The organism is Pseudomonas sp. NFACC08-1 (assembly GCF_900106735.1).
Taxonomy (GTDB): domain Bacteria; phylum Pseudomonadota; class Gammaproteobacteria; order Pseudomonadales; family Pseudomonadaceae; genus Aquipseudomonas; species Aquipseudomonas fluorescens_Q.
This window is the reverse complement of the sequence record NZ_FNNL01000001.1, coordinates 1-19,461: the sequence shown is the minus strand read 5'-3', so window position 1 is coordinate 19,461 and position 19,461 is coordinate 1. Positions and strand designations below refer to the sequence as shown.

Sequence of the window (19,461 nt, the reverse complement as noted above, 5' to 3'; positions counted from 1 at the left end):
TTAGGCTGTGTCACGCCGGACGCAGGGGATGCGTCCGGTTTTTACAAACAGCTTTTACCGATCAGCGTTGCGCTGCGGTCGCGCCAGCAACAGCGGCGTCAGGTTTGGCAACCGGCGCCGAGGGGCTGGCAGGCCAAGCCTTGCGGTCCAGATCCAGGTCCGGGAACTTGCTGGAATCGAACACAGGAGTCTTGATGCCGGCCGAACGCTGGTCATCGTAGTCACGCAGGATGCGCATGCCGACCTTGAACAGCAGGAACAGCGCGATCAGGTTCACGAACGCCAGCAGGGTCATGGTGATGTCGGCGAAGGCGAACACGGTGCTGAGGTTTTCGATGGCGCCCCAGAAAATCAGGACCAGGACCAGTGCGCGGTAGGCGATCAGGGCCTTGCGGTTTTCACCCAGCATGAAGCGCAGGTTGTTCTCGCCCAGATAGTAGTTGTAGAGGATCGAGGTGAAGACGAACAGCGCCAGGGCTACAGAGATGAACATCCGGCCCCAGTCACCCACGACGGCCGCCAGGGAGTTCTGGGTCAGGGCAATGCCATCGCCTTCGAAACCTGGGGTGTAGAAGCCCGACAGCAGGATCAGCAGCGCGGTGCAGGTGCAGATCACGAAGGTGTCCAGGAACACGCTGAACGCTTGTACCACACCCTGGGCAACCGGGTGTTCGACCGACGCGACAGCAGCGACGTTAGGCGCACTGCCCAGGCCGGCTTCGTTGGCGAACACGCCACGCTTGACGCCCATGACGATGGCACTGCCGATCAGGCCGCCAAAGGCCTGGTCCAGGCCGAAGGCGCTCTTGACGATGGTCGCCAGCATGGCCGGTACGTGGTCGAATTGCAGCACGATCACGTAGATGGTCACGGCGATGTACGCCAGGGTCTTGACCGGTACCAGCAGGTCGGCGACCTTGGCGATACGCTTGATCCCGCCAATGAACACCAGGCCCAGCAGCACCGCCAGGCCCAGGCCGGTGTAGGTGGTGTCGAAGCCGAAGGCGTTGTTCAGCGAGTGGGTGACGGCATGGGCTTGCAGGCCGTTGAAGGCGAAGCCGAAGGTAACCAGCAGCAGGAACGCCATGATCATGCCCAACCAGCGCTTCTGCAGGCCGTGCTGGATGTAATAGGACGGGCCGCCGCGGAACTGGCCTTCGGAGTCGCAGCGCTTGTAGAGCTGGCCGAGGGAGCATTCGAAGAAGCTGCTGGACATGCCGACCAGCGCGGTCACCCACATCCAGAACACCGCACCAGGACCGCCGAGGGTCACGGCGATACCGACACCGGCGATGTTGCCCGCGCCGACACGACCGGCCAGGCTGAGCATCAGGGCCTGGAAGGAACTGAGCTGGTCAGTGCTGCTTTTCAGGCTGTCACGGAACACCGTGAACATGTGAAAGAAATGACGGAACTGGACGAAACGCGAGCGGATCGTGAAGTAGCTTCCGAGCCCGACAATGAGCACGATCAGCACTTTCCCTGAGAGGAAGTCGTTGATGACTTCAAGCATGAGTATTCCTCGCTGTTTTTTGTTTAAGCAAATGCTGGCCATTTGGAAATATCGCGTTACATCGGTCGGCGCGCGGCACAACAGGTGAGGCGATGTTTCGTCCCGGTCCATTTTCGCGGGTTTGTTATTAGTTCGGTTTTCGCATGTTTAAGGATCTCGCTGCAGACGACCGCTCATGCGAAGAGGGGCGGCACTATACCTATCAGTGCGGTGCCCGTCTGCACAGTTGTGGTGCGTCCGACGAAACGAACCCTTTGAAACACCTGGCCTTTCGGTCAGGTTCTTGTGGGAACGAGCCTGCTCGCGTTGGCTGGCGACGCGGTTTACAACGGGCAGCGCGTCGTCGTTTATCGCGAGTAGGTTCCTTCCCACAGGTTCAGTCATCCTTTGCTGCTATCAATTAAAAAAAGGGCTTGGGGAAGATCCCCAAGCCCTCAAAAGGTGAGAGGTGTCTAGTCCCTCGACCTGGTGAGCGGTGGTCGTGTCGATCACGCTTTGAGCGGGACCAGACGCGGAGCAATCATGTTTTCCGGGCGCAGGATGTCGTCGAGCATGGCGTCGTCGAGCAAGCCTTCTTCGCGCACCAGTTCCAGCACGCCGCGGCCACTTTCCAGGGCAACACGGGCGATGCGGGTGGCGTTTTCATAGCCGATGTACGGGTTCAGGGCGGTGACCAGGCCGATCGAATGCTCGACCAGTTCACGGCAGCGCGCTTCGTTGGCGGTGATGCCGACGATGCAGTGCTCGCGCAGCATGTCCATGGCCCGTTGCAGCAGGCGGATCGAGTCGAAGATCTTGAAGGCGATCAGCGGCTCCATCACGTTCAGTTGCAGTTGGCCGCCTTCGGCCGCGATGGTCAGGGCCAGGTCGTTGCCGATGATCTGGAATGCCACCTGGTTGACCGCTTCCGGGATCACCGGGTTGACCTTGCCGGGCATGATCGAGCTGCCTGGCTGGCGGGCCGGCAGGTTGATTTCGTTGATGCCGGTGCGCGGGCCGCTGGACAGCAGGCGCAGGTCGTTGCAGATCTTCGACAGCTTCACCGCGGTGCGCTTGAGCATGCCGGAGAACAGCACGAAGGCGCCCATGTCGGAAGTTGCTTCGATCAGGTCGGCAGCCGGAACCAGCGGCTGGCCGCTGATGGTTGCCAGGCGCTGCACGGCCAGGGCCTGGTAGCGCGGGTCGGCGTTGATGCCGGTGCCGATGGCGGTGCCGCCCAGGTTCACTTCGGTGAGCAGTTCAGGCGCCAGGGTTTTCAGGCGTGCCAGGTCTTCGCTCAGGGTGGTGGCGAAGGCGCGGAATTCCTGGCCGAGGGTCATCGGCACGGCGTCTTGCAGCTGGGTGCGGCCCATTTTCAGGACGTGGCTGAATTCTTCACCTTTGGCCGCGAACGCCTGGATCAGGCTGTCGAGGCTGGCCAGCAACGCGTCGTGGCCCAGCAGCAGACCCAGGCGGATCGCGGTCGGGTAGGCGTCGTTGGTGGACTGCGCCATGTTCACGTCGTTGTTGGGGTGCAGGTACTGGTACTCGCCTTTCTGGTGGCCCATGGCCTCCAGTGCGATGTTGGCGATGACTTCGTTGGCATTCATATTGGTCGACGTGCCGGCGCCGCCCTGGATCATGTCCACCACGAATTCTTCGTGGAAATCGCCGCGGATCAATCGTGCACAGGCTTCACTGATGGCTGCGTGCTTGGCTTCGCTGAGCTGGCCCAGTTCACGGTTGGCGTCAGCGGCGGCCTGTTTGACCATGGCCAGGCCGACCACCAGCTTAGGGTAATGCGAGATCGGGACGCCAGAGAGACGGAAGTTGTTTACCGCTCGCAGGGTCTGGATGCCGTAATACGCTTGCGCTGGTACTTCGAGTACGCCAAGCAGGTCTTTTTCTGTGCGGAATGATGCAGCGGAGGACATGATGGAAATCATCTCGATAAGGACCCGGTCTGAGCCGGAACGCTGCGAATCCTAGGCTCTCGAAAAAAATAGGGCCAATGCTGTTAAGCACTGGCCTATGCATATTCGGCATAATGTCGGTGTGACGTCGGCGGTGCGACGAACGTGTGACCTGTTTTGGTGCGTTTAAGGGAGGCGTGATGAATCTTGAAAGCAAATGGCTTGAGGACTTCAGTGCCCTGGCCGCTACTCGCAGTTTCTCCCAAGCGGCCGAGCGGCGTTTCGTCACGCAACCGGCCTTCAGCCGGCGAATCCGCAGCCTCGAGGCGGCGCTGGGGCTGACCCTGGTCAACCGTTCGCGCACGCCCGTCGAGCTGACGGCGGCGGGGCAGTTGTTCCTGGTGACGGCGCGTACGGTGGTCGAGCAACTGGGTGAAGTGTTGCGCCATTTGCATCACCTGGAGGGCGGGCAGGGCGAAGTCATACAAGTGGCCGCCGCCCACTCCCTGGCGCTGGGCTTCTTCCCGCGTTGGATCGCCCAACTGCGCAACGAAGGGATGAACATCGCCACGCGGCTGGTGGCGACCAACGTCGGCGATGCCGTCCATGCCTTGCGTGAAGGGGGCTGCGACCTGATGCTGGCCTTCTACGATCCGGATTCGGCCATGCAAATGGACCCGGAAATCTTCCCGTCGCTGCACCTGGGCCAAACCGAGATGCTGCCGGTGTGCGCCGCCGGTGCCGATGGCAAGCCGCTGTTCGACCTTGAAGGCGAGGCCAGCGTGCCGCTGCTGGCCTACAGCGCCGGGGCCTTCCTCGGGCGCTCGGTCAACCAGTTGTTGCGCCAGCGGGCGTTGCGGTTCACCACCATCTACGAGACGGCCATGGCCGACAGCCTCAAAAGCATGGCCCTGGAAGGCCTGGGCATCGCCTGGGTGCCGCACCTGAGCGTACGCGCCGAACTGGCCCGGGGCGAACTGGTGATCTGCGGTGGGACACAATGGCACGTGCCGCTGGAGATCCGCCTGTACCGCTGCGCCCTGGTGCGCAAGGCCAATGTGCGGTTGTTGTGGCGCAAGCTCGAAGGTGGCGTGGCGCAGGGTGTGGCCGGATCCTGAAGACAACGCGGATCCCCTGTGGTGCGGGCTTGAGGCTACCTCAACTCAACAGCACTTGGGTCCACCCTTGCCACCGTAACCAACAGCGCAATCAAGCCAGACAACTACCCTGTGGCGAGGGAGCTTGCTCCCGCTCGGCTGCGCAGCAGTCGCAGAACCGGCTGATACGGTCGGCCTGAAGGACCGCCGGGGCCTGCTTCGCACGCCAGCGGGAGCAAGCTCCTTCGCCACAAGGGATCTGTGGCGTATGCAACTCTTGAGAACACCCAAAACAAACTGTGGGCTTGCTCGCTCCCACAGGGGATTTGTGTTGTTGCTCTGCTGACCTGAGAGTCAATAAAACCGCCCCTTCACCGCAAATGACAGATGGTCGGCGAAAGTGCGTTTAACGCACCATTTTCGGTATACTGCCCGGCCTTCGGTCGGTTCGCCCGGCCATAATTCGTACAACAAGCCACGCCGGTTTCCTGCGTGGCTTGTTGTTTTTTGACGCGCCTGCGGGCGCCCAGAGAGAAGAGGCACGACGATGAGTGCACTGGTTGGCGTGATCATGGGCTCCAAGTCCGATTGGTCCACCCTTAGCCACACCGCCGATATGCTGGAAAAGCTCGGCATCCCTTACGAGGTGAAAGTGGTCTCCGCCCACCGTACCCCGGACCTGCTGTTCCAGTACGCCGAAGAGGCCGAGGCGCGTGGCATCGAGGTGATCATCGCCGGTGCCGGTGGCGCCGCCCATTTGCCAGGCATGTGTGCGGCCAAGACCCACCTGCCGGTGCTGGGCGTGCCGGTCCAGTCTTCGATGCTTTCGGGCGTCGATTCGTTGCTGTCGATCGTGCAGATGCCAGCCGGCATCCCGGTCGCGACCCTGGCCATCGGCAAGGCTGGTGCGATCAACGCGGCCCTGCTGTCGGCGAGCATTTTGGGCGCCAAGCATCCACAGTTTCATACCGTGCTGAAAAAATTCCGCGCTGAGCAGACAGACAGCGTCCTGGACAATCCAGACCCACGCATTGCCTGAGGTTGTTGACGAATGAAGATCGGTGTAATCGGTGGCGGCCAGTTGGGTCGCATGTTGGCCCTGGCAGGTACGCCGCTGGGAATGAACTTCGCTTTCCTGGACCCGGCGCCGGACGCCTGTGCTAGCGCGTTGGGTGAGCACCTGCGGGCCGACTACGGCGACCAGGATCACCTGCGCCAACTGGCCGATGAAGTCGACCTGGTGACCTTCGAGTTCGAAAGCGTCCCGGCCGAGACCGTGGCCTTCCTGTCCCAGTTCGTCCCGGTCTACCCGAGCGCCGAGGCCTTGCGGATCGCCCGTGACCGCTGGTTCGAAAAGAACATGTTCAAGGACCTGGGCATCCCCACGCCGGCTTTTGCCGACATTCAGTCCCAGGCCGACCTGGACGCCGCCGTCGCTGCCATCGGCCTGCCCGCCGTGCTCAAGACCCGTACCCTGGGTTACGACGGCAAGGGTCAGAAAGTCCTGCGCAAGCCTGAAGACGTGGTCGGTACGTTCGCCGAACTCGGCAGCGTGGCCTGTCTGCTGGAAGGCTTCGTGCCGTTCACCGGGGAAGTCTCGCTGATCGCCGTGCGTGCCCGTGACGGTGAGATCCGTTTCTATCCGCTGGTGCACAACACTCACAAGGACGGCATCCTCAAGCTGTCCGTCGCCAGCACCGACCATCCGTTGCAGGCCCTGGCCGAGGACTATTCCAGTCGGGTGCTCAAGCAGCTCGATTATGTCGGCGTGATGGCATTCGAGTTCTTTGAAGTGGATGGCGGCCTCAAGGCCAACGAAATCGCCCCTCGGGTACACAACTCCGGGCACTGGACCACCGAAGGCGCCGAGTGCAGTCAGTTCGAAAACCACCTGCGGGCGGTGGCCGGGCTGCCACTGGGGTCGACCGCCAAGGTCGGTGAGAGCGCGATGCTCAACTTCATCGGCAAAGTGCCGGACAGCGAGAAAGTCCTGTCGATCGCTGACTGCCATTTGCATCACTATGGCAAGGCATTCAAGGCCGGGCGCAAGGTCGGTCACGCCAACCTGCGTTGCGCGGACCGGGCGACGCTGGCCCAGCAGATCATCAAGGTCGAGACGCTGATCGCCGAGCAATAATCCGCGCCATCGGTGGAACCATTCGTCGGCTAACCTCTCTCATGGCTAAGTGCCAAAGCCTGATCGGGCTTTGGCATAGCTATCCAATCAGAGGGCAATGCCATGGGAATCATCGGAACCATCTTTATCGGCTTGATCGTTGGCCTGCTGGCGCGGTTCCTGAAACCGGGCGATGACAGCATGGGCTGGATCATGACCATTCTGCTCGGTATTGGCGGTTCGTTGGCAGCCACTTACGGCGGCCAGGCCTTGGGCATCTACCAGGCTGGCCAAGGCGCTGGCTTCATCGGTGCCCTGGTGGGCGCGGTGGTGCTGCTGGTGATCTACGGCCTGATCAAAAGAAACTGATTCAAATGCGATAAAGCCCTCTCTGCCTGGCGCGCAGAGGGGGCTAGAATGCTCGGCGTTTCACTTTCCACTCATTGCCGAGCCCTTTCATGCGCCGTCTAGTGTTGTCCCTTCTTCTACTGGGCAGTGGCCTGGCCCATGCTGCCGAGCTGCCGGAAACCGACTGGCTCGAACTGATGCCCAAGTCGGACCAGAAAGCCCTCGAGGCCATGCCCGAGATCGACCACGACTCCCCCGAAGCCAGCGGCACCTTCACCGAAAAAGGTGGCCTGAAGCAAAGTAAAGGCTTGCCGGCGGTGATGTATTCGACCAAGACCGTGGCGTCGATGAACGACAAGCACATTCGTATCGGCGGTTACCCCGTGCCATTGGAAACCGACGCCAAGGGCCGTAGCACGCTGTTTTTCCTGGTGCCTTACCCCGGCGCTTGCATTCACGTCCCGCCACCACCGCCGAATCAACTGGTGCTGGTGCGCTACCCCAAGGGCCTGAAGCTGGATGACATCTATACGCCGTTGTGGGTGACCGGCACGCTGAAGATCGAAAAGGTCGACAACGACCTGGCCAGCGCGGCGTATGCGCTGGATGCGGAGAAGGTGAGGGTGGTGCAGGAGGCGGATTTGTAACCGGCTGGTTGGCGCGACCAAGATCCAATGTGGGAGCGAGCAAGCTCCCACATTGGTTTTTGTGGTGTGGTTTAGAGCGGCTTGCCGCAGATGCTCACGCCAAGGGTATGGCTGGCGTCGGGCAACAGCGTCACCACATCGTCCATCACGTTCGCCGTCTCGATGCATAGCATGTGCTGCCAGCCGTCGTCGGCCATGTCGCTGAAGGCCTTGGCGCGTTCGGTCCAGGGGTTCCAGATCACCGCCGAGCGCGAACCGCTGCTGGCCAGCTCGATCCGGCGTTCCCACTGCGGGTCGATGATGCTCAGCTTTGGTGGGGTATCGAGATAGATGCGGTCGGTCTCGCCAGCAAAGTGCAGGTTGCCGGCCTGGGTGACGGTTTTCCAGTCGTCCAGGGTCTCGATGTAGCTCAGGCCATCGACCCCTTCGACCTGCACGTTGCGCACGTCGCTCACGGCGAAGTAGCTGTGCAGCGCCTGACTGAGGCTGACTGTTTCGCTGCCACGGTTATGACTGGTGAGGCGGATGTGCAGTTGCTCGTCCATCACGATGGTCAGCGTCAGGTCCACCTGGTGAGGCCAGCCCGAGAGGCCGTTTTCGGGGTAGGGCAGCACGAATTCCACCTTGAGGCTTTCGCCTTCGGCTTCGATGCCCTTCAATTCCCAATCCATCGCCCGTACCAGGCCGTGGGCCGTGGCCGGGTCGTTGGTCACGCGCATGGCCTGTACGCTGTCGGGGTTGCGCGTCAGGTTGCCGAACCACGGCCAGCACACCGGCACGCCCGCGCGAATGCTCTTGCCGGCCTTGAACGTGGCCTCGTCGTTGAGCCAGATCAGCGGCGGCTGGCCGTCCACTTGATAGCTGAGGATATGCGCGCCTTGTTGGGCCACCAGCAACTCGGCCTGACCGTGGCGGATGCGCCAGGCGTTCAGTTCATCCAGTTTGACGGCTTCGACGTTGGGCGTAGGCATGTTGCAAATCTCGCTCGGGGAACAGGAACTGCAATGGACCGCAAAACGGCCGCCGTGTTTAACGGGCGCGCGGCGGAACCGAACGGGTCCGACCACTGCCGTCGATGGCGACGAAGACAAACACCGCCTCGGTCACCTTGCGCCATTCACTGGACAACGGGTCGTCGCTCCAGACCTCGACCATCATCTGGATCGAGCTGCGGCCGATTTCCAGCGCCTGGGTATAAAAGGAAAGCTGCGCCCCCACTGCCACCGGTACGAGGAACGCCATGCGATCGATCGCCACGGTGGCCACGCGTCCGCCGGCTACCTTGCTGGCCATGGCGGTGCCGGCCAGGTCCATCTGGGACACCAGCCAGCCGCCGAAAATATCGCCGAAGCCGTTGGTCTCGCGAGGGAGCGCGGTGATTTGCAGGGCCAGGTCGCCTTGCGGGATTGGATCTTCTTGTTCGAGCTCTATCATGCAGGGGGTGCCTCTGACCCGTAACGCTGTCTTGTACTTCAGGTGAATAGCCGTCTTTGTAAAAAACGATTCAGCCCGAACATACTGCGTTCGTCACGTTTTTCGTAAAGGCGTGCCAAAGGGAAACTCTGCGAAACCGGCTGGTTCTGGTACTACGCCACCAACGACGTTTTCGCACAGCAACCCCTTACAGAGTACTGCAAGGTTGCGAGTATATCGGGCGATAGACGTCGAGACGACCACTCGGTTCTGATTTTGACTATCAAATACGCACCTCTATGTGCTTTTTCGAACAATTTGCTATCGTGCCGGACCTGCCCAGGCCCCCCAACCCGTATTGCCAGGGTTGCAGAACCGACTATAAGAGAAGCCCTTGCCATGACCACTGCGCCTTCGAGCACGGCGACGCCCGCACAACCCGCGCGTCCATTGACCCGCAACGATTACAAGACCCTGTCGCTTTCTGCCTTGGGTGGTGCGCTGGAGTTCTACGATTTCATCATTTTCGTGTTCTTTGCCACCGTGGTCGGCAAATTGTTCTTCCCTGCCGAAATGCCTGAGTGGCTGCGCTTGATGCAGACGTTCGGCATTTTTGCCGCCGGTTACCTGGCCCGGCCGCTAGGCGGGATCGTCATGGCCCACTTTGGCGATCTGCTGGGGCGCAAGAAGATGTTCACCCTGAGCATTTTCATGATGGCCGTGCCGACCCTGATCATGGGCCTGCTGCCCACTTATGCACAGATCGGCATGTGGGCGCCCATCCTGCTGTTGCTGATGCGGGTGATCCAGGGCGCGGCCATCGGCGGGGAAGTGCCAGGCGCCTGGGTCTTCGTTTCCGAACACGTTCCGGTGCGCCACATCGGCTATGCCTGCGGCACGCTGACCTGCGGCCTGACGGCGGGGATTTTGTTGGGTTCGCTGGTCGCCACGGCGATCAACAGCCTTTATACACCGGTGGAAGTGGCCGATTACGCCTGGCGGATCCCGTTCTTGCTGGGTGGCGTATTCGGGCTGTTTTCGGTGTATCTGCGCCGCTGGTTGCACGAAACCCCGGTGTTCGCCGAGCTGCAACTGCGCAAGGCCCTGGCCGAGGAAGTGCCGCTGCGGGCCGTGCTGCGTGATCACCGCGGCGCCATCGCCATTTCCATGCTGTTGACCTGGCTATTGTCGGCCGGCGTCATTGTGGTGATCCTGATGACACCGACCGTGCTGCAGACGGTGTACCACTTCAGTCCGACCACCGCGTTGCAGGCCAATAGCCTGGCGATCGTGTGCCTGAGTTTCGGTTGCATCGGTGCGGGTGTGCTGGCCGATCGTTTTGGTGCCGGTCGGGTATTTGTCTTCGGTAGCGGTTTGCTGTTGATCACATTCTGGACCTTCTACCACTGCCTGTTCGATCACCCCGAATGGCTGTTCCCGCTGTATGCCTTGAGTGGCTTGCTGGTGGGTACCATCGGCGCGGTGCCTTATGTCATGGTCAATGCTTTCCCGGCCGTGGTGCGTTTCAGCGGCTTGTCGTTCTCCTACAACCTGGCCTATGCAATCTTCGGCGGATTGACGCCGATGATCGTGACCCTGCTGTTGAAAGAGAGCCCGATGGGGCCGGCGTATTACGTGGCGGCCATCTGTGGGATCGGGATCGTGGTAGGCGGCTACCTTTGGAAGAAAGGGCGCTAGATGGCACTGAACAGGCTTCTGTGGCGAGGGGATTTATCCCCGTTGGGCTGCGTAGCAGCCCCTCATGGCTGGATGCAATCAGCCTGAAGCACCGAGGCGCTGGCTTGAGGGCCGCTTCGCACCCCAACGGGGATAAATCCCCTCGCCACAACATCTTGTAAAACTCGATACTGGCCTTTCATCCAATTGTCATATTTCAGCCATAGAGTGTTCACACGGCTTACCGATACTTGGCCGACTTAACACACCCTATCTGCTAGGAGTAAGGCATGAAACTGAAGCGTTTGATGGCGGCAATGACTTTTGTCGCTGCTGGCGTTGCGACTGCCAACGCGGTTGCCGCTGTTGATCCTGCGATCCCGAGCTACACCAAGACCACTGGTGTATCGGGCAACCTGTCCAGCGTCGGCTCCGATACCCTGGCCAACCTGATGACCTTGTGGGCCGAGAACTACAAGAAGGAATACCCGAACGTAAACATCCAGATTCAGGCCGCCGGTTCTTCCACCGCGCCACCCGCGCTCACCGAAGGCACCTCCAACCTGGGCCCGATGAGCCGCAAGATGAAGGACAACGAGCTGCAGGCTTTCGAAACCAAATACGGTTACAAGCCTACCGCCATCCCGGTTGCCGTGGACGCCTTGGCGGTATTCGTACACAAGGACAACCCGATCAAAGGCCTGACCATGGCTCAGGTTGATGCGATTTTCTCCTCTACTCGTCTGTGCGGCGCCAAGGCCGACGTCAAGACCTGGGGCGACCTGGGCGTGACCGGTGACCTGGCCAACAAGCCAGTCCAGTTGTTCGGTCGTAACTCGGTATCCGGCACCTACGGCTACTTCAAAGAAGAAGCCCTGTGCAAAGGTGACTACAAGTCCAACGTCAATGAACAGCCTGGCTCGGCCTCGGTTGTACAGTCGATCAGCAGCTCGCTCAACGGCGTTGGCTACTCGGGTATCGGCTACAAGACCGCCAGCGTGAAAACTGTTGCCCTGGCCAAGAAAGAAGGCGGCGAGTTCATCGAAGACACCGAGGAAAACGCCCTGAACGGCAAGTACCCGCTGTCGCGCTTCCTCTACGTTTACGTCAACAAGGCACCGAACAAGCCTCTGGCCCCGCTGGAAGCCGAGTTCGTGAAGCTGATCCTGTCCAAGCAAGGCCAGGAAGTCGTGGTCAAGGACGGCTACATCCCGTTGCCAGCCAAAGTGGCCGCCAAGGCACTGGCTGACCTGGGTCTGTCGGAAGGCGGCAGCGTCGCCAAGAAGTAATACCTGAGCCCGGGCCAACGCCCGGACTCCTGTGGGAGTGAAGGTTGCTCCCACAACCCAAATTCCTGTCCGCTGCCGCTTTCTGCCGGCGGCGGATTTGTTGCGTCACTGCATTGTCATCTTTCTGTCATACAGGATCGCTAGGGTGTGCGCATGAATGATCTGGCCAACTCCACAATGACTACGACTTCCCCTCCCAAGCGCATTGACTTCAATACGCCTGAGCTGCAACGCAAGCGCCGTATTCGCGCGCTCAAGGATCGCCTGACCCGCTGGTACGTGCTGGTCGGTGGCCTCGCTGTCCTGGCTGCCATTACGTTGATCTTCTTCTTCCTGGCCTACGTGGTGCTGCCCTTGTTCCAGGGCGCGGACCTGACCGCCAAGGACACGATCACCCCGGCCTGGATGCAAGACGCCGGCAAACCCTTGATGATCTCCATCGAAGAACAGAACCAAGTCGCCATGCGGGTTTCCGACAAGGGCCAGGCGCTGTTCTTCGACATCAGCAGTGGCGCCGAACTGCGCCGCATCGACCTGCCGATTCCGGCCGGCGCCAGCGTGACTGCCATTGGCGAAGACCAGCCCGGCAGCCCGCTGGTGGCAATCGGTCTGTCCAACGGCCAAGCCCTGGTATTTCGTCACACCTATAAGGTCAGCTACCCGGACGGCAAGAAAACCATCTCGCCTGCCGTCGAATACCCTTACGGCGAGACGCCGATTGCATTGAACGAACAGGGCGCGGCCCTGGAACATGTCAGCCTCAACGCCACCGACTCGACCCTGCTGCTGGCCGGTTCCAGCGGTGCCCAACTGCAAGTGCTGTCGCTCACCAGCGAAGAAAACATGATGACCGGTGAGGTCACCAGCGAGCAGACCCGCATCGACCTGCCGCAGATGACCGAGCCGGTGAAGAACATCTTCGTCGACCCGCGTCAGCAATGGCTGTATGTGGTTAACGGACGTGCCCAGGCCGACGTGTTCAGCCTGCGGGACAAGAGCCTCAATGGCCGCTACAAGCTGCTCGAGAACGCCGACGCCCAAGTCACCGCCGCCACCCAGCTGGTGGGCGGGATCTCGCTGATCATCGGCGACTCCAAGGGCGGCCTGGCCCAGTGGTTCATGGCCCGCGATCCGGACGGCGAGTTGCGCTTCAAACAGATTCGTACCTTCCAGATGGGCAGCACGCCCATCGTCGAGATCAGCGCCGAAGAACGTCGCAAAGGCTTTGTTGCGCTCGACGCCGCCGGCAAGCTTGGCGTGTTCCACAGCACCGCCCACCGTACTCTGCTGGTGGACCAGGTGGTCGACGGCCAGGGCCTGTTCGGCATGTCGCCACGGGCCAACCGCCTGATCGTTGAACAGGGCGGCAAGCTGCAACCGTTGACGCTGGACAATCCGCACCCGGAAGTGTCGTGGAGCGCGTTGTGGAGCAAGGTCTGGTACGAAAACTACGACGAACCCAAGTACGTCTGGCAATCGACCGCCGCCAACACCGACTTCGAACCCAAGATGAGCCTTTCGCCGCTGACCTTCGGCACCCTGAAAGCGGCGTTCTACGCGATGTTGCTGGCTGCGCCGCTGGCCATTGCCGCCGCGATCTACACCGCCTACTTCATGGCCCCGGGCATGCGCCGCAAGGTCAAGCCGGTGATCGAGCTGATGGAAGCGATGCCGACGGTGATCCTCGGGTTCTTCGCCGGCCTGTTCCTGGCGCCGTACGTCGAAGGGCACCTGCCGGGTATTTTCAGCCTGCTGATGTTGCTGCCAATTGGCATCCTGGTCGCCGGTTTCGTCTTCAGCCGGCTGCCGGAATCCATTCGCCTGAGAGTGCCGGACGGCTGGGAAAGCGCCCTGCTGATCCCGGTGATCCTGTTCGTGGGCTGGCTCTCGCTGTACATGAGCCCGTACATGGAAGCGTGGTTCTTCGGCGGCGACATGCGCATGTGGATCTCCCATGACCTGGGCATCACCTACGACCAGCGCAACGCCCTGGTGGTCGGCCTGGCGATGGGCTTCGCGGTGATCCCGAACATCTATTCCATCGCCGAAGACGCCGTGTTCAGCGTGCCGCGTGGCCTGACTCTGGGCTCCCTGGCCCTCGGTGCCACGCCGTGGCAGACCATGACCCGCGTGGTGATCCTCACCGCCAGCCCCGGCATCTTCTCGGCGCTGATGATCGGCATGGGCCGTGCGGTGGGCGAGACCATGATCGTGCTGATGGCCACCGGTAACACGCCGGTCATGGAAATGAACCTGTTCGAAGGCCTGCGCACCCTGGCGGCCAACGTGGCGGTGGAGATGCCTGAGTCGGAAGTCGGCGGCAGCCATTATCGCGTGCTGTTCCTGTCGGCCCTGGTGCTGCTGTTGTTCACCTTCGTCATGAACACCCTCGCCGAGCTGATCCGTCAGCGTCTGCGCAAGAAATATTCGTCGCTTTAAGAAAGGTAGAAGTCTGTGAAACAGAACTCCCTGAAAGGATGGTTCAAGAGCGGCGCCCCCGGCGTCTGGATCAGCGGTGGCGCGGTGTCCATCGCGGTCATCATGACCATTGGCCTGCTGGCGGTGATCGCCGTGCGCGGCCTGGGCCACTTCTGGCCGGCGGACCTGGTCCACGCCAGCTACAACGTGCCGGGCATGCCTGCGCACCTGGTGGTCGGCGAAGTCGTGCAGAAGGAAGAAGTGCCTCGTGAGCGCCTGAAAAGCGCTGGCCTGCCGGTGCCGGACGAAGGCCCCGAGTTCATGACCCGCGAACTGATCAAGGTGGGCAACCGGGATCTGAACGGCACCGACTTCACCTGGATCGTCGGCGACTGGCTGACCAACCAGACTACGCCGCCGGAGCTGATGGCCATCGAGCGTCGTGAGTGGGGCAACTTCTACGGCTACCTGGTCAACGTCAAGGAAAACGGCAAGGTCATCGCCGAAGGCGAGGCCGCCTGGCCGCAACTGCAGGCTCGCGTAGAGCGCGTCAACCAGTTGGCCTCCGAGCTCAAGACCCTGGAAAAAGTCGACATCGGTGCAATCAACGCCGGCCTGGAACGCATCCGTCTGCACGGTCGCAAACTGGAGCTGGACGGCAAGCTCGACGCTTCTGCCCAGGCGGACCTGGAAAGCGAGCGCGCCGAGCTCAATGCCCGCTACAAGGACATCGAAGCGCGCCTGGCCGACCTGCATGCACAGTTCAATCGCGACAGCCTGACCGCCCGCGATGCCAACGGCAAGGAAGTGGAAATCGAAATCGGCAAAGTGGTGCACGCCTACCAGCCAAACGGCATGGGCACGTTCACCAAGATGGGTTTCTACGTCAGCAAGGTCTGGGAATTCCTCAGCGACGACCCGCGTGAAGCCAACACCGAAGGTGGCATCTTCCCGGCGATTTTCGGCACTGTGATGATGACCCTGATCATGGCGATGATCGTGACGCCGTTCGGCGTGCTGGCGGCGGTCTACCTGCGTGAATACGCCCGCCAAGGCCCGATGACCCGCCTGATCCGCATCGCGGTGAACAACCTGGCCGGCGTTCCGGCCATCGTCTACGGTGTGTTTGGCCTGGGCTTCTTCGTCTACGTGCTGGGTGGTTCGGTCGACCGCTTGTTCTTCCCCGAGGCCTTGCCGGCGCCGACCTTCGGCACCCCGGGCCTGCTCTGGGCGTCCCTGACTCTGGCGCTGCTGGCGGTGCCGGTGGTGATCGTGGCCACCGAGGAAGGCCTGGCGCGGATCCCGCGTACCGTGCGCGAAGGCTCCCTGGCCCTTGGTGCGACCAAGGCCGAGACCCTGTGGAAAATTGTCCTGCCCATGGCGAGCCCGGCGATGATGACCGGGATGATCCTCGCCGTGGCCCGTGCTGCCGGTGAAGTGGCACCGTTGATGCTGGTAGGCGTGGTGAAACTGGCCCCGTCGCTGCCGCTGGACGGCAACTACCCGTATCTGCACCTGGACCAGAAGATCATGCACCTGGGCTTCCATATCTATGACGTGGGCTTCCAGAGCCCGAACGTCGAAGCGGCGCGACCGCTGGTGTACGCCACGGCGCTGCTGCTGGTGCTGGTGATCGCCACGCTCAACCTGTCGGCAGTGTGGATCCGTAACCACCTGCGCGAGAAATACAAAGCGTTGGATAGCTAAAAGTCATTAGCCACAAGCGGCAAGCTACAGGCCGCTTTTGCTCAAACTTGCAGCTTGCAGCTAGAAGCTTGCAGCTACGAACGGAGTGAGACCATGCAACACGAAGCACATACACACGGCATCAACATGTCGGCCCTGGGCCGCGACAAGCAGAGCCTGAACCTGGCCGAAGAAACCGTCGCCATCGAAGTGCCCGGCCTGAACCTGTTCTACGGCCAGAAGCAGGCACTGTACGACGTCAGCCTGAATATCCCGAAGCAGCGCGTCACCGCGTTCATCGGTCCATCGGGCTGCGGCAAGTCAACCTTGCTGCGCACGTTCAATCGCATGAACGACCTGGTGGATGGCTGCCGCGTCGAAGGGGAAATCAACCTCTACGGCAACAACATCTACCGCAAGGGCGAAGATGTGGCCGAGCTGCGTCGTCGCGTGGGCATGGTGTTCCAGAAGCCGAACCCGTTCCCGAAAACCATTTACGAGAACGTGGTCTACGGCTTGCGCATCCAAGGCATCAACAAGAAGCGCATCCTCGACGAAGCCGTGGAATGGGCCCTCAAGGGCGCGGCGTTGTGGGATGAGGTCAAGGACCGCCTGCATGAGTCGGCCCTGGGCCTGTCCGGCGGTCAACAGCAGCGCCTGGTGATCGCCCGCACCATCGCCGTGGAGCCGGAAGTGCTGCTGCTCGACGAACCCTGCTCGGCCCTGGACCCGATCTCGACGCTGAAAGTCGAAGAACTGATCTACGAGCTCAAGTCCAAGTTCACCATCGTCATCGTGACCCACAACATGCAACAGGCGGCGCGGGTTTCCGATTACACCGCGTTCATGTACATGGGCAAACTGGTGGAGTTCGGCGACACCGATACGTTGTTCACCAATCCGGCCAAGAAGCAGACCGAGGACTACATTACGGGCCGCTATGGCTAGCGGCAGCTGCGAGCCGCAAGCTTCAAGCGGCAAGTAAAAGCAGTTTAGCGTAACGACACACATCAGCTTGCAGCTTGTAGCTTGCAGCTCACAGCTTTTGCGGAGCAAAACCATGATTTCGAAGGAAGGCCTCACCCATCACATTTCCGCACAGTTCAACGCCGAGCTGGAGGAGGTGCGCAGCCACCTGCTGGCCATGGGCGGGCTGGTGGAAAAGCAGGTCAACGACGCGGTGACCGCGCTGATCGAGGCCGATTCGGGCCTGGCCCAGCAAGTGCGCGAGATCGACGACCAGATCAACCAGATGGAGCGCAACATCGACGAGGAGTGCCTGCGCATCCTCGCCCGTCGTCAGCCGGCGGCTTCCGACCTGCGCTTGATCATCAGCATTTCCAAGTCGGTGATCGACCTGGAGCGGATCGGCGACGAAGCCACCAAGATTGCCCGTCGAGCCATCCAGTTGTGCGAAGAAGGCGAAGCGCCGCGCGGTTACGTCGAGGTGCGCCATATTGGCGACCAGGTGCGCAACATGGTCCGCGATGCACTGGACGCCTTTGCCCGCTTCGACGCCGACCTGGCGTTGTCGGTGGCCCAGTACGACAAGATCATCGACCGCGAGTACAAGACCGCCCTGCGGGAGCTGGCGACTTACATGATGGAAGACCCGCGCTCCATCTCCCGGGTATTGAGCATCATCTGGGTGCTACGTTCTCTGGAGCGCATCGGCGATCATGCGCGCAACATCTCGGAACTTGTCATCTACCTGGTGCGCGGCACCGATGTCCGGCATCTGGGGCTCAAGCGCATGAAGGAAGAAGTTGAGGGCACCCCGTCCGAAACTGCTAATGTTCCGGACGGAGCTGACGATAAGTAAGATTGCCAGGAAAAGTGCCCGGCCTTCTGGTCGGGCTTTTTTTTGGGTTTTTTTTTATCGAAAGCAGCACCCCGCGAACGAAAGGTCCCGGCGTGACTGAAGGTTTTTGGCGATGTGCCATCAGTAAAAGCGGTATGCTTGCCGGGATTTTTTAGAGGTGTATCTGGATGAGTAAGGTCAGTGTGTTGGTCGTGGACGATGCTTCGTTCATTCGTGACCTGGTGAAGAAGTGCCTGCGCAACTACTTCCCGGGCGTGCGCATCGAAGACGCGGTGAACGGCAAGAAAGCCCAAGCCCTGCTGGCTCGCGAAGCGTTCGACCTGGTGTTGTGCGATTGGGAAATGCCGGAAATGTCCGGGCTGGAACTGCTGACCTGGTGTCGCCAGCAGGACAACCTCAAGGGCATGCCGTTCGTGATGGTCACCAGCCGCGGCGACAAGGAAAACGTGGTCCAAGCCATCCAGGCCGGCGTTTCCGGCTACGTCAGCAAGCCGTTCACCAACGAGCAGCTACTGACCAAGGTCAAGCAGGCCCTGCATAAGGTCGGCAAGCTCGACACGCTGATGAACAGTGCCCCGACCAAGATGAACTCGGCGTTCGGCAATGACTCCTTAAGCGCCCTGACGGGCGGCAAGGCTCCGGTTGCCGCTGTGGCCGCCCCCGCCGCCCCCGCCGCCCCCGCCGCCCCTGCTGCAGCCGCTCCGGCGCGTGGCTTGCTAAACAGCCCGCCGGTCAAGGCGCCGGCCGCCGCCACCGCTTCGTCGGCCAACCGCGGCCAAGGCCAGTTGCGCCTGTCCAGCGGTACCCAGCAATGCGTGATCAAGGCCCTGAGCCTCAAGGAAGCGCTGCTGGTGGTCAAGCGCTCCGACTCCCTGCCGCAAGTCCTCGAAGGTGCGGTGCTGGACATGGAGCAGGGCGACAACGCTGAAACCGCTCGTCTCAACGGCTACCTGCACGCCATTGTCGCCCATGAACAGACGCCCGATAGCGAATGGCTGCAGTTGACGTTCCGCTTCGTCGACAAAGACCCGCAGAAACTCGACTACATCTCCCGCCTGATCGCCCGCGGCACCGCGCAGAAGCACTTCGTACCGGGCGCCTGATACAGCCGCCGATCGTTCCCATGCTCCGCGTGGGATGCCTCTACGGACGCTCTGCGTTCGGCGCTTGAGGGGACGCTGAGCGTCCCGGGCTGCATTCCCACGCAGAGCGTCACTAGTGTCCGGTAAAAACTGAAGGGGGAGCTTGCTCCCCCTTGCTGTGCCTGCGTCTTAAGCAATAATCAGGTTTTTCAGACTCGATTTTCGCCCATGTTCAGCAGCACGCGATTTGCACAAATGCTCCAGGCCCTTCCTCATCAGCTCTTCAAGGCAGCCGTCAAACGCTGTGGTGCTGATCGTTACGCTAAGCAGTTCACTTCCTGGGATCTACTTATCACGCTGATTTACGGTCAGCTTGTCCAAGCTAAAAGCTTGCGCACGTTGGCGACAGCTTCACAGTCGCTGGAACCCCATCGTTATCACCTAAACGCCAAGAACATGGT

At 61.2% G+C, this 19,461-nt stretch carries 17 protein-coding genes; 13 read left to right on the top strand and 4 right to left on the bottom strand.

Annotated elements, in window-relative coordinates; all coding sequences use genetic code 11:
* Positions 1–61 precede the first annotated feature (61 nt).
* Together BLU76_RS00085 and aspA are read right to left on the bottom strand one after the other, a co-directional pair.
* The gene (locus BLU76_RS00085; protein ID WP_063323556.1) at positions 62–1,513 is read right to left on the bottom strand and encodes an alanine/glycine:cation symporter family protein; all 1,452 of its coding nucleotides are present in this window, start codon (positions 1,511–1,513) and stop codon (positions 62–64) included.
* A gap of 488 nt (positions 1,514–2,001) precedes the next feature.
* Entirely contained in the window at positions 2,002–3,426 is a 1,425-nt protein-coding gene (gene aspA, locus BLU76_RS00080) for an aspartate ammonia-lyase (RefSeq protein ID WP_003196363.1), read from the bottom strand.
* Positions 3,427–3,605: 179 nt separating this feature from the next.
* On the opposite strand from aspA, the gene BLU76_RS00075 reads away from it, so the two are divergent.
* The 5 genes from BLU76_RS00075 (at position 3,606) to BLU76_RS00055 (ending at position 7,613) form a co-directional block, all read left to right on the top strand.
* Positions 3,606–4,523, top strand: coding sequence for a LysR substrate-binding domain-containing protein (locus BLU76_RS00075; RefSeq protein ID WP_072347566.1), 918 nt, complete (start codon positions 3,606–3,608; stop codon positions 4,521–4,523).
* A gap of 526 nt (positions 4,524–5,049) precedes the next feature.
* Complete coding sequence (gene purE / locus BLU76_RS00070; RefSeq protein WP_003196369.1) at positions 5,050–5,541, top strand: 5-(carboxyamino)imidazole ribonucleotide mutase; 492 nt, start codon at positions 5,050–5,052, stop codon at positions 5,539–5,541.
* A gap of 12 nt (positions 5,542–5,553) precedes the next feature.
* On the top strand, positions 5,554–6,639 hold the full coding sequence (locus BLU76_RS00065; protein ID WP_063323554.1) for a 5-(carboxyamino)imidazole ribonucleotide synthase: 1,086 nt from the start codon (positions 5,554–5,556) through the stop codon (positions 6,637–6,639).
* A gap of 102 nt (positions 6,640–6,741) precedes the next feature.
* Positions 6,742–6,987, top strand: a complete 246-nt coding sequence (locus BLU76_RS00060; protein ID WP_003196372.1) for a GlsB/YeaQ/YmgE family stress response membrane protein — start codon at positions 6,742–6,744, stop codon at positions 6,985–6,987.
* An 89-nt stretch (positions 6,988–7,076) separates the two neighbouring features.
* Positions 7,077–7,613 (top strand): DUF3299 domain-containing protein, encoded by a 537-nt coding sequence (locus BLU76_RS00055; RefSeq protein ID WP_092220946.1) that lies wholly within the window; start codon positions 7,077–7,079, stop codon positions 7,611–7,613.
* A 71-nt stretch (positions 7,614–7,684) separates the two neighbouring features.
* On the opposite strand, the gene BLU76_RS00050 is transcribed toward BLU76_RS00055, so the two are convergent.
* Together BLU76_RS00050 and BLU76_RS00045 are read right to left on the bottom strand one after the other, a co-directional pair.
* Positions 7,685–8,584, bottom strand: coding sequence for a D-hexose-6-phosphate mutarotase (locus BLU76_RS00050; protein ID WP_092150649.1), 900 nt, complete (start codon positions 8,582–8,584; stop codon positions 7,685–7,687).
* Between the two features lie 58 nt (positions 8,585–8,642).
* A complete protein-coding gene (locus tag BLU76_RS00045; protein WP_003177184.1) occupies positions 8,643–9,047 on the bottom strand; it encodes an acyl-CoA thioesterase in 405 nt (134 codons plus the stop codon).
* A 378-nt stretch (positions 9,048–9,425) separates the two neighbouring features.
* Here BLU76_RS00045 and BLU76_RS00040 point away from each other — a divergent pair, with 378 nt between their 5' ends.
* From BLU76_RS00040 to BLU76_RS00005, 8 genes are all read left to right on the top strand, one after another.
* Positions 9,426–10,724 carry an MFS transporter gene (locus tag BLU76_RS00040; protein ID WP_092150652.1) on the top strand — a complete coding sequence of 433 codons (1,299 nt, stop codon included), beginning with the start codon at positions 9,426–9,428 and terminating at the stop codon, positions 10,722–10,724.
* A 269-nt stretch (positions 10,725–10,993) separates the two neighbouring features.
* Positions 10,994–11,992, top strand: a complete 999-nt coding sequence (locus BLU76_RS00035) for a phosphate ABC transporter substrate-binding protein PstS family protein (RefSeq protein WP_063323550.1) — start codon at positions 10,994–10,996, stop codon at positions 11,990–11,992.
* A 405-nt stretch (positions 11,993–12,397) separates the two neighbouring features.
* Positions 12,398–14,431 carry an ABC transporter permease subunit gene (locus BLU76_RS00030; RefSeq protein ID WP_170862108.1) on the top strand — a complete coding sequence of 678 codons (2,034 nt, stop codon included), beginning with the start codon at positions 12,398–12,400 and terminating at the stop codon, positions 14,429–14,431.
* 15 nt (positions 14,432–14,446) lie between these two features.
* Positions 14,447–16,117, top strand: coding sequence for a phosphate ABC transporter permease PstA (gene pstA / locus BLU76_RS00025; RefSeq protein ID WP_063323548.1), 1,671 nt, complete (start codon positions 14,447–14,449; stop codon positions 16,115–16,117).
* Between the two features lie 93 nt (positions 16,118–16,210).
* On the top strand, positions 16,211–17,044 hold the full coding sequence (pstB, locus tag BLU76_RS00020) for a phosphate ABC transporter ATP-binding protein PstB (protein ID WP_063323547.1): 834 nt from the start codon (positions 16,211–16,213) through the stop codon (positions 17,042–17,044).
* 112 nt (positions 17,045–17,156) lie between these two features.
* Positions 17,157–17,918, top strand: coding sequence for a phosphate signaling complex protein PhoU (gene phoU / locus BLU76_RS00015; RefSeq protein WP_063323546.1), 762 nt, complete (start codon positions 17,157–17,159; stop codon positions 17,916–17,918).
* 167 nt (positions 17,919–18,085) lie between these two features.
* Entirely contained in the window at positions 18,086–19,021 is a 936-nt protein-coding gene (locus BLU76_RS00010; RefSeq protein ID WP_092220941.1) for a response regulator, read from the top strand.
* A 207-nt stretch (positions 19,022–19,228) separates the two neighbouring features.
* Positions 19,229–19,461 (top strand): DUF4372 domain-containing protein (locus BLU76_RS00005; protein WP_139211573.1); only part of this gene is annotated, 233 nt, incomplete at its 3' end.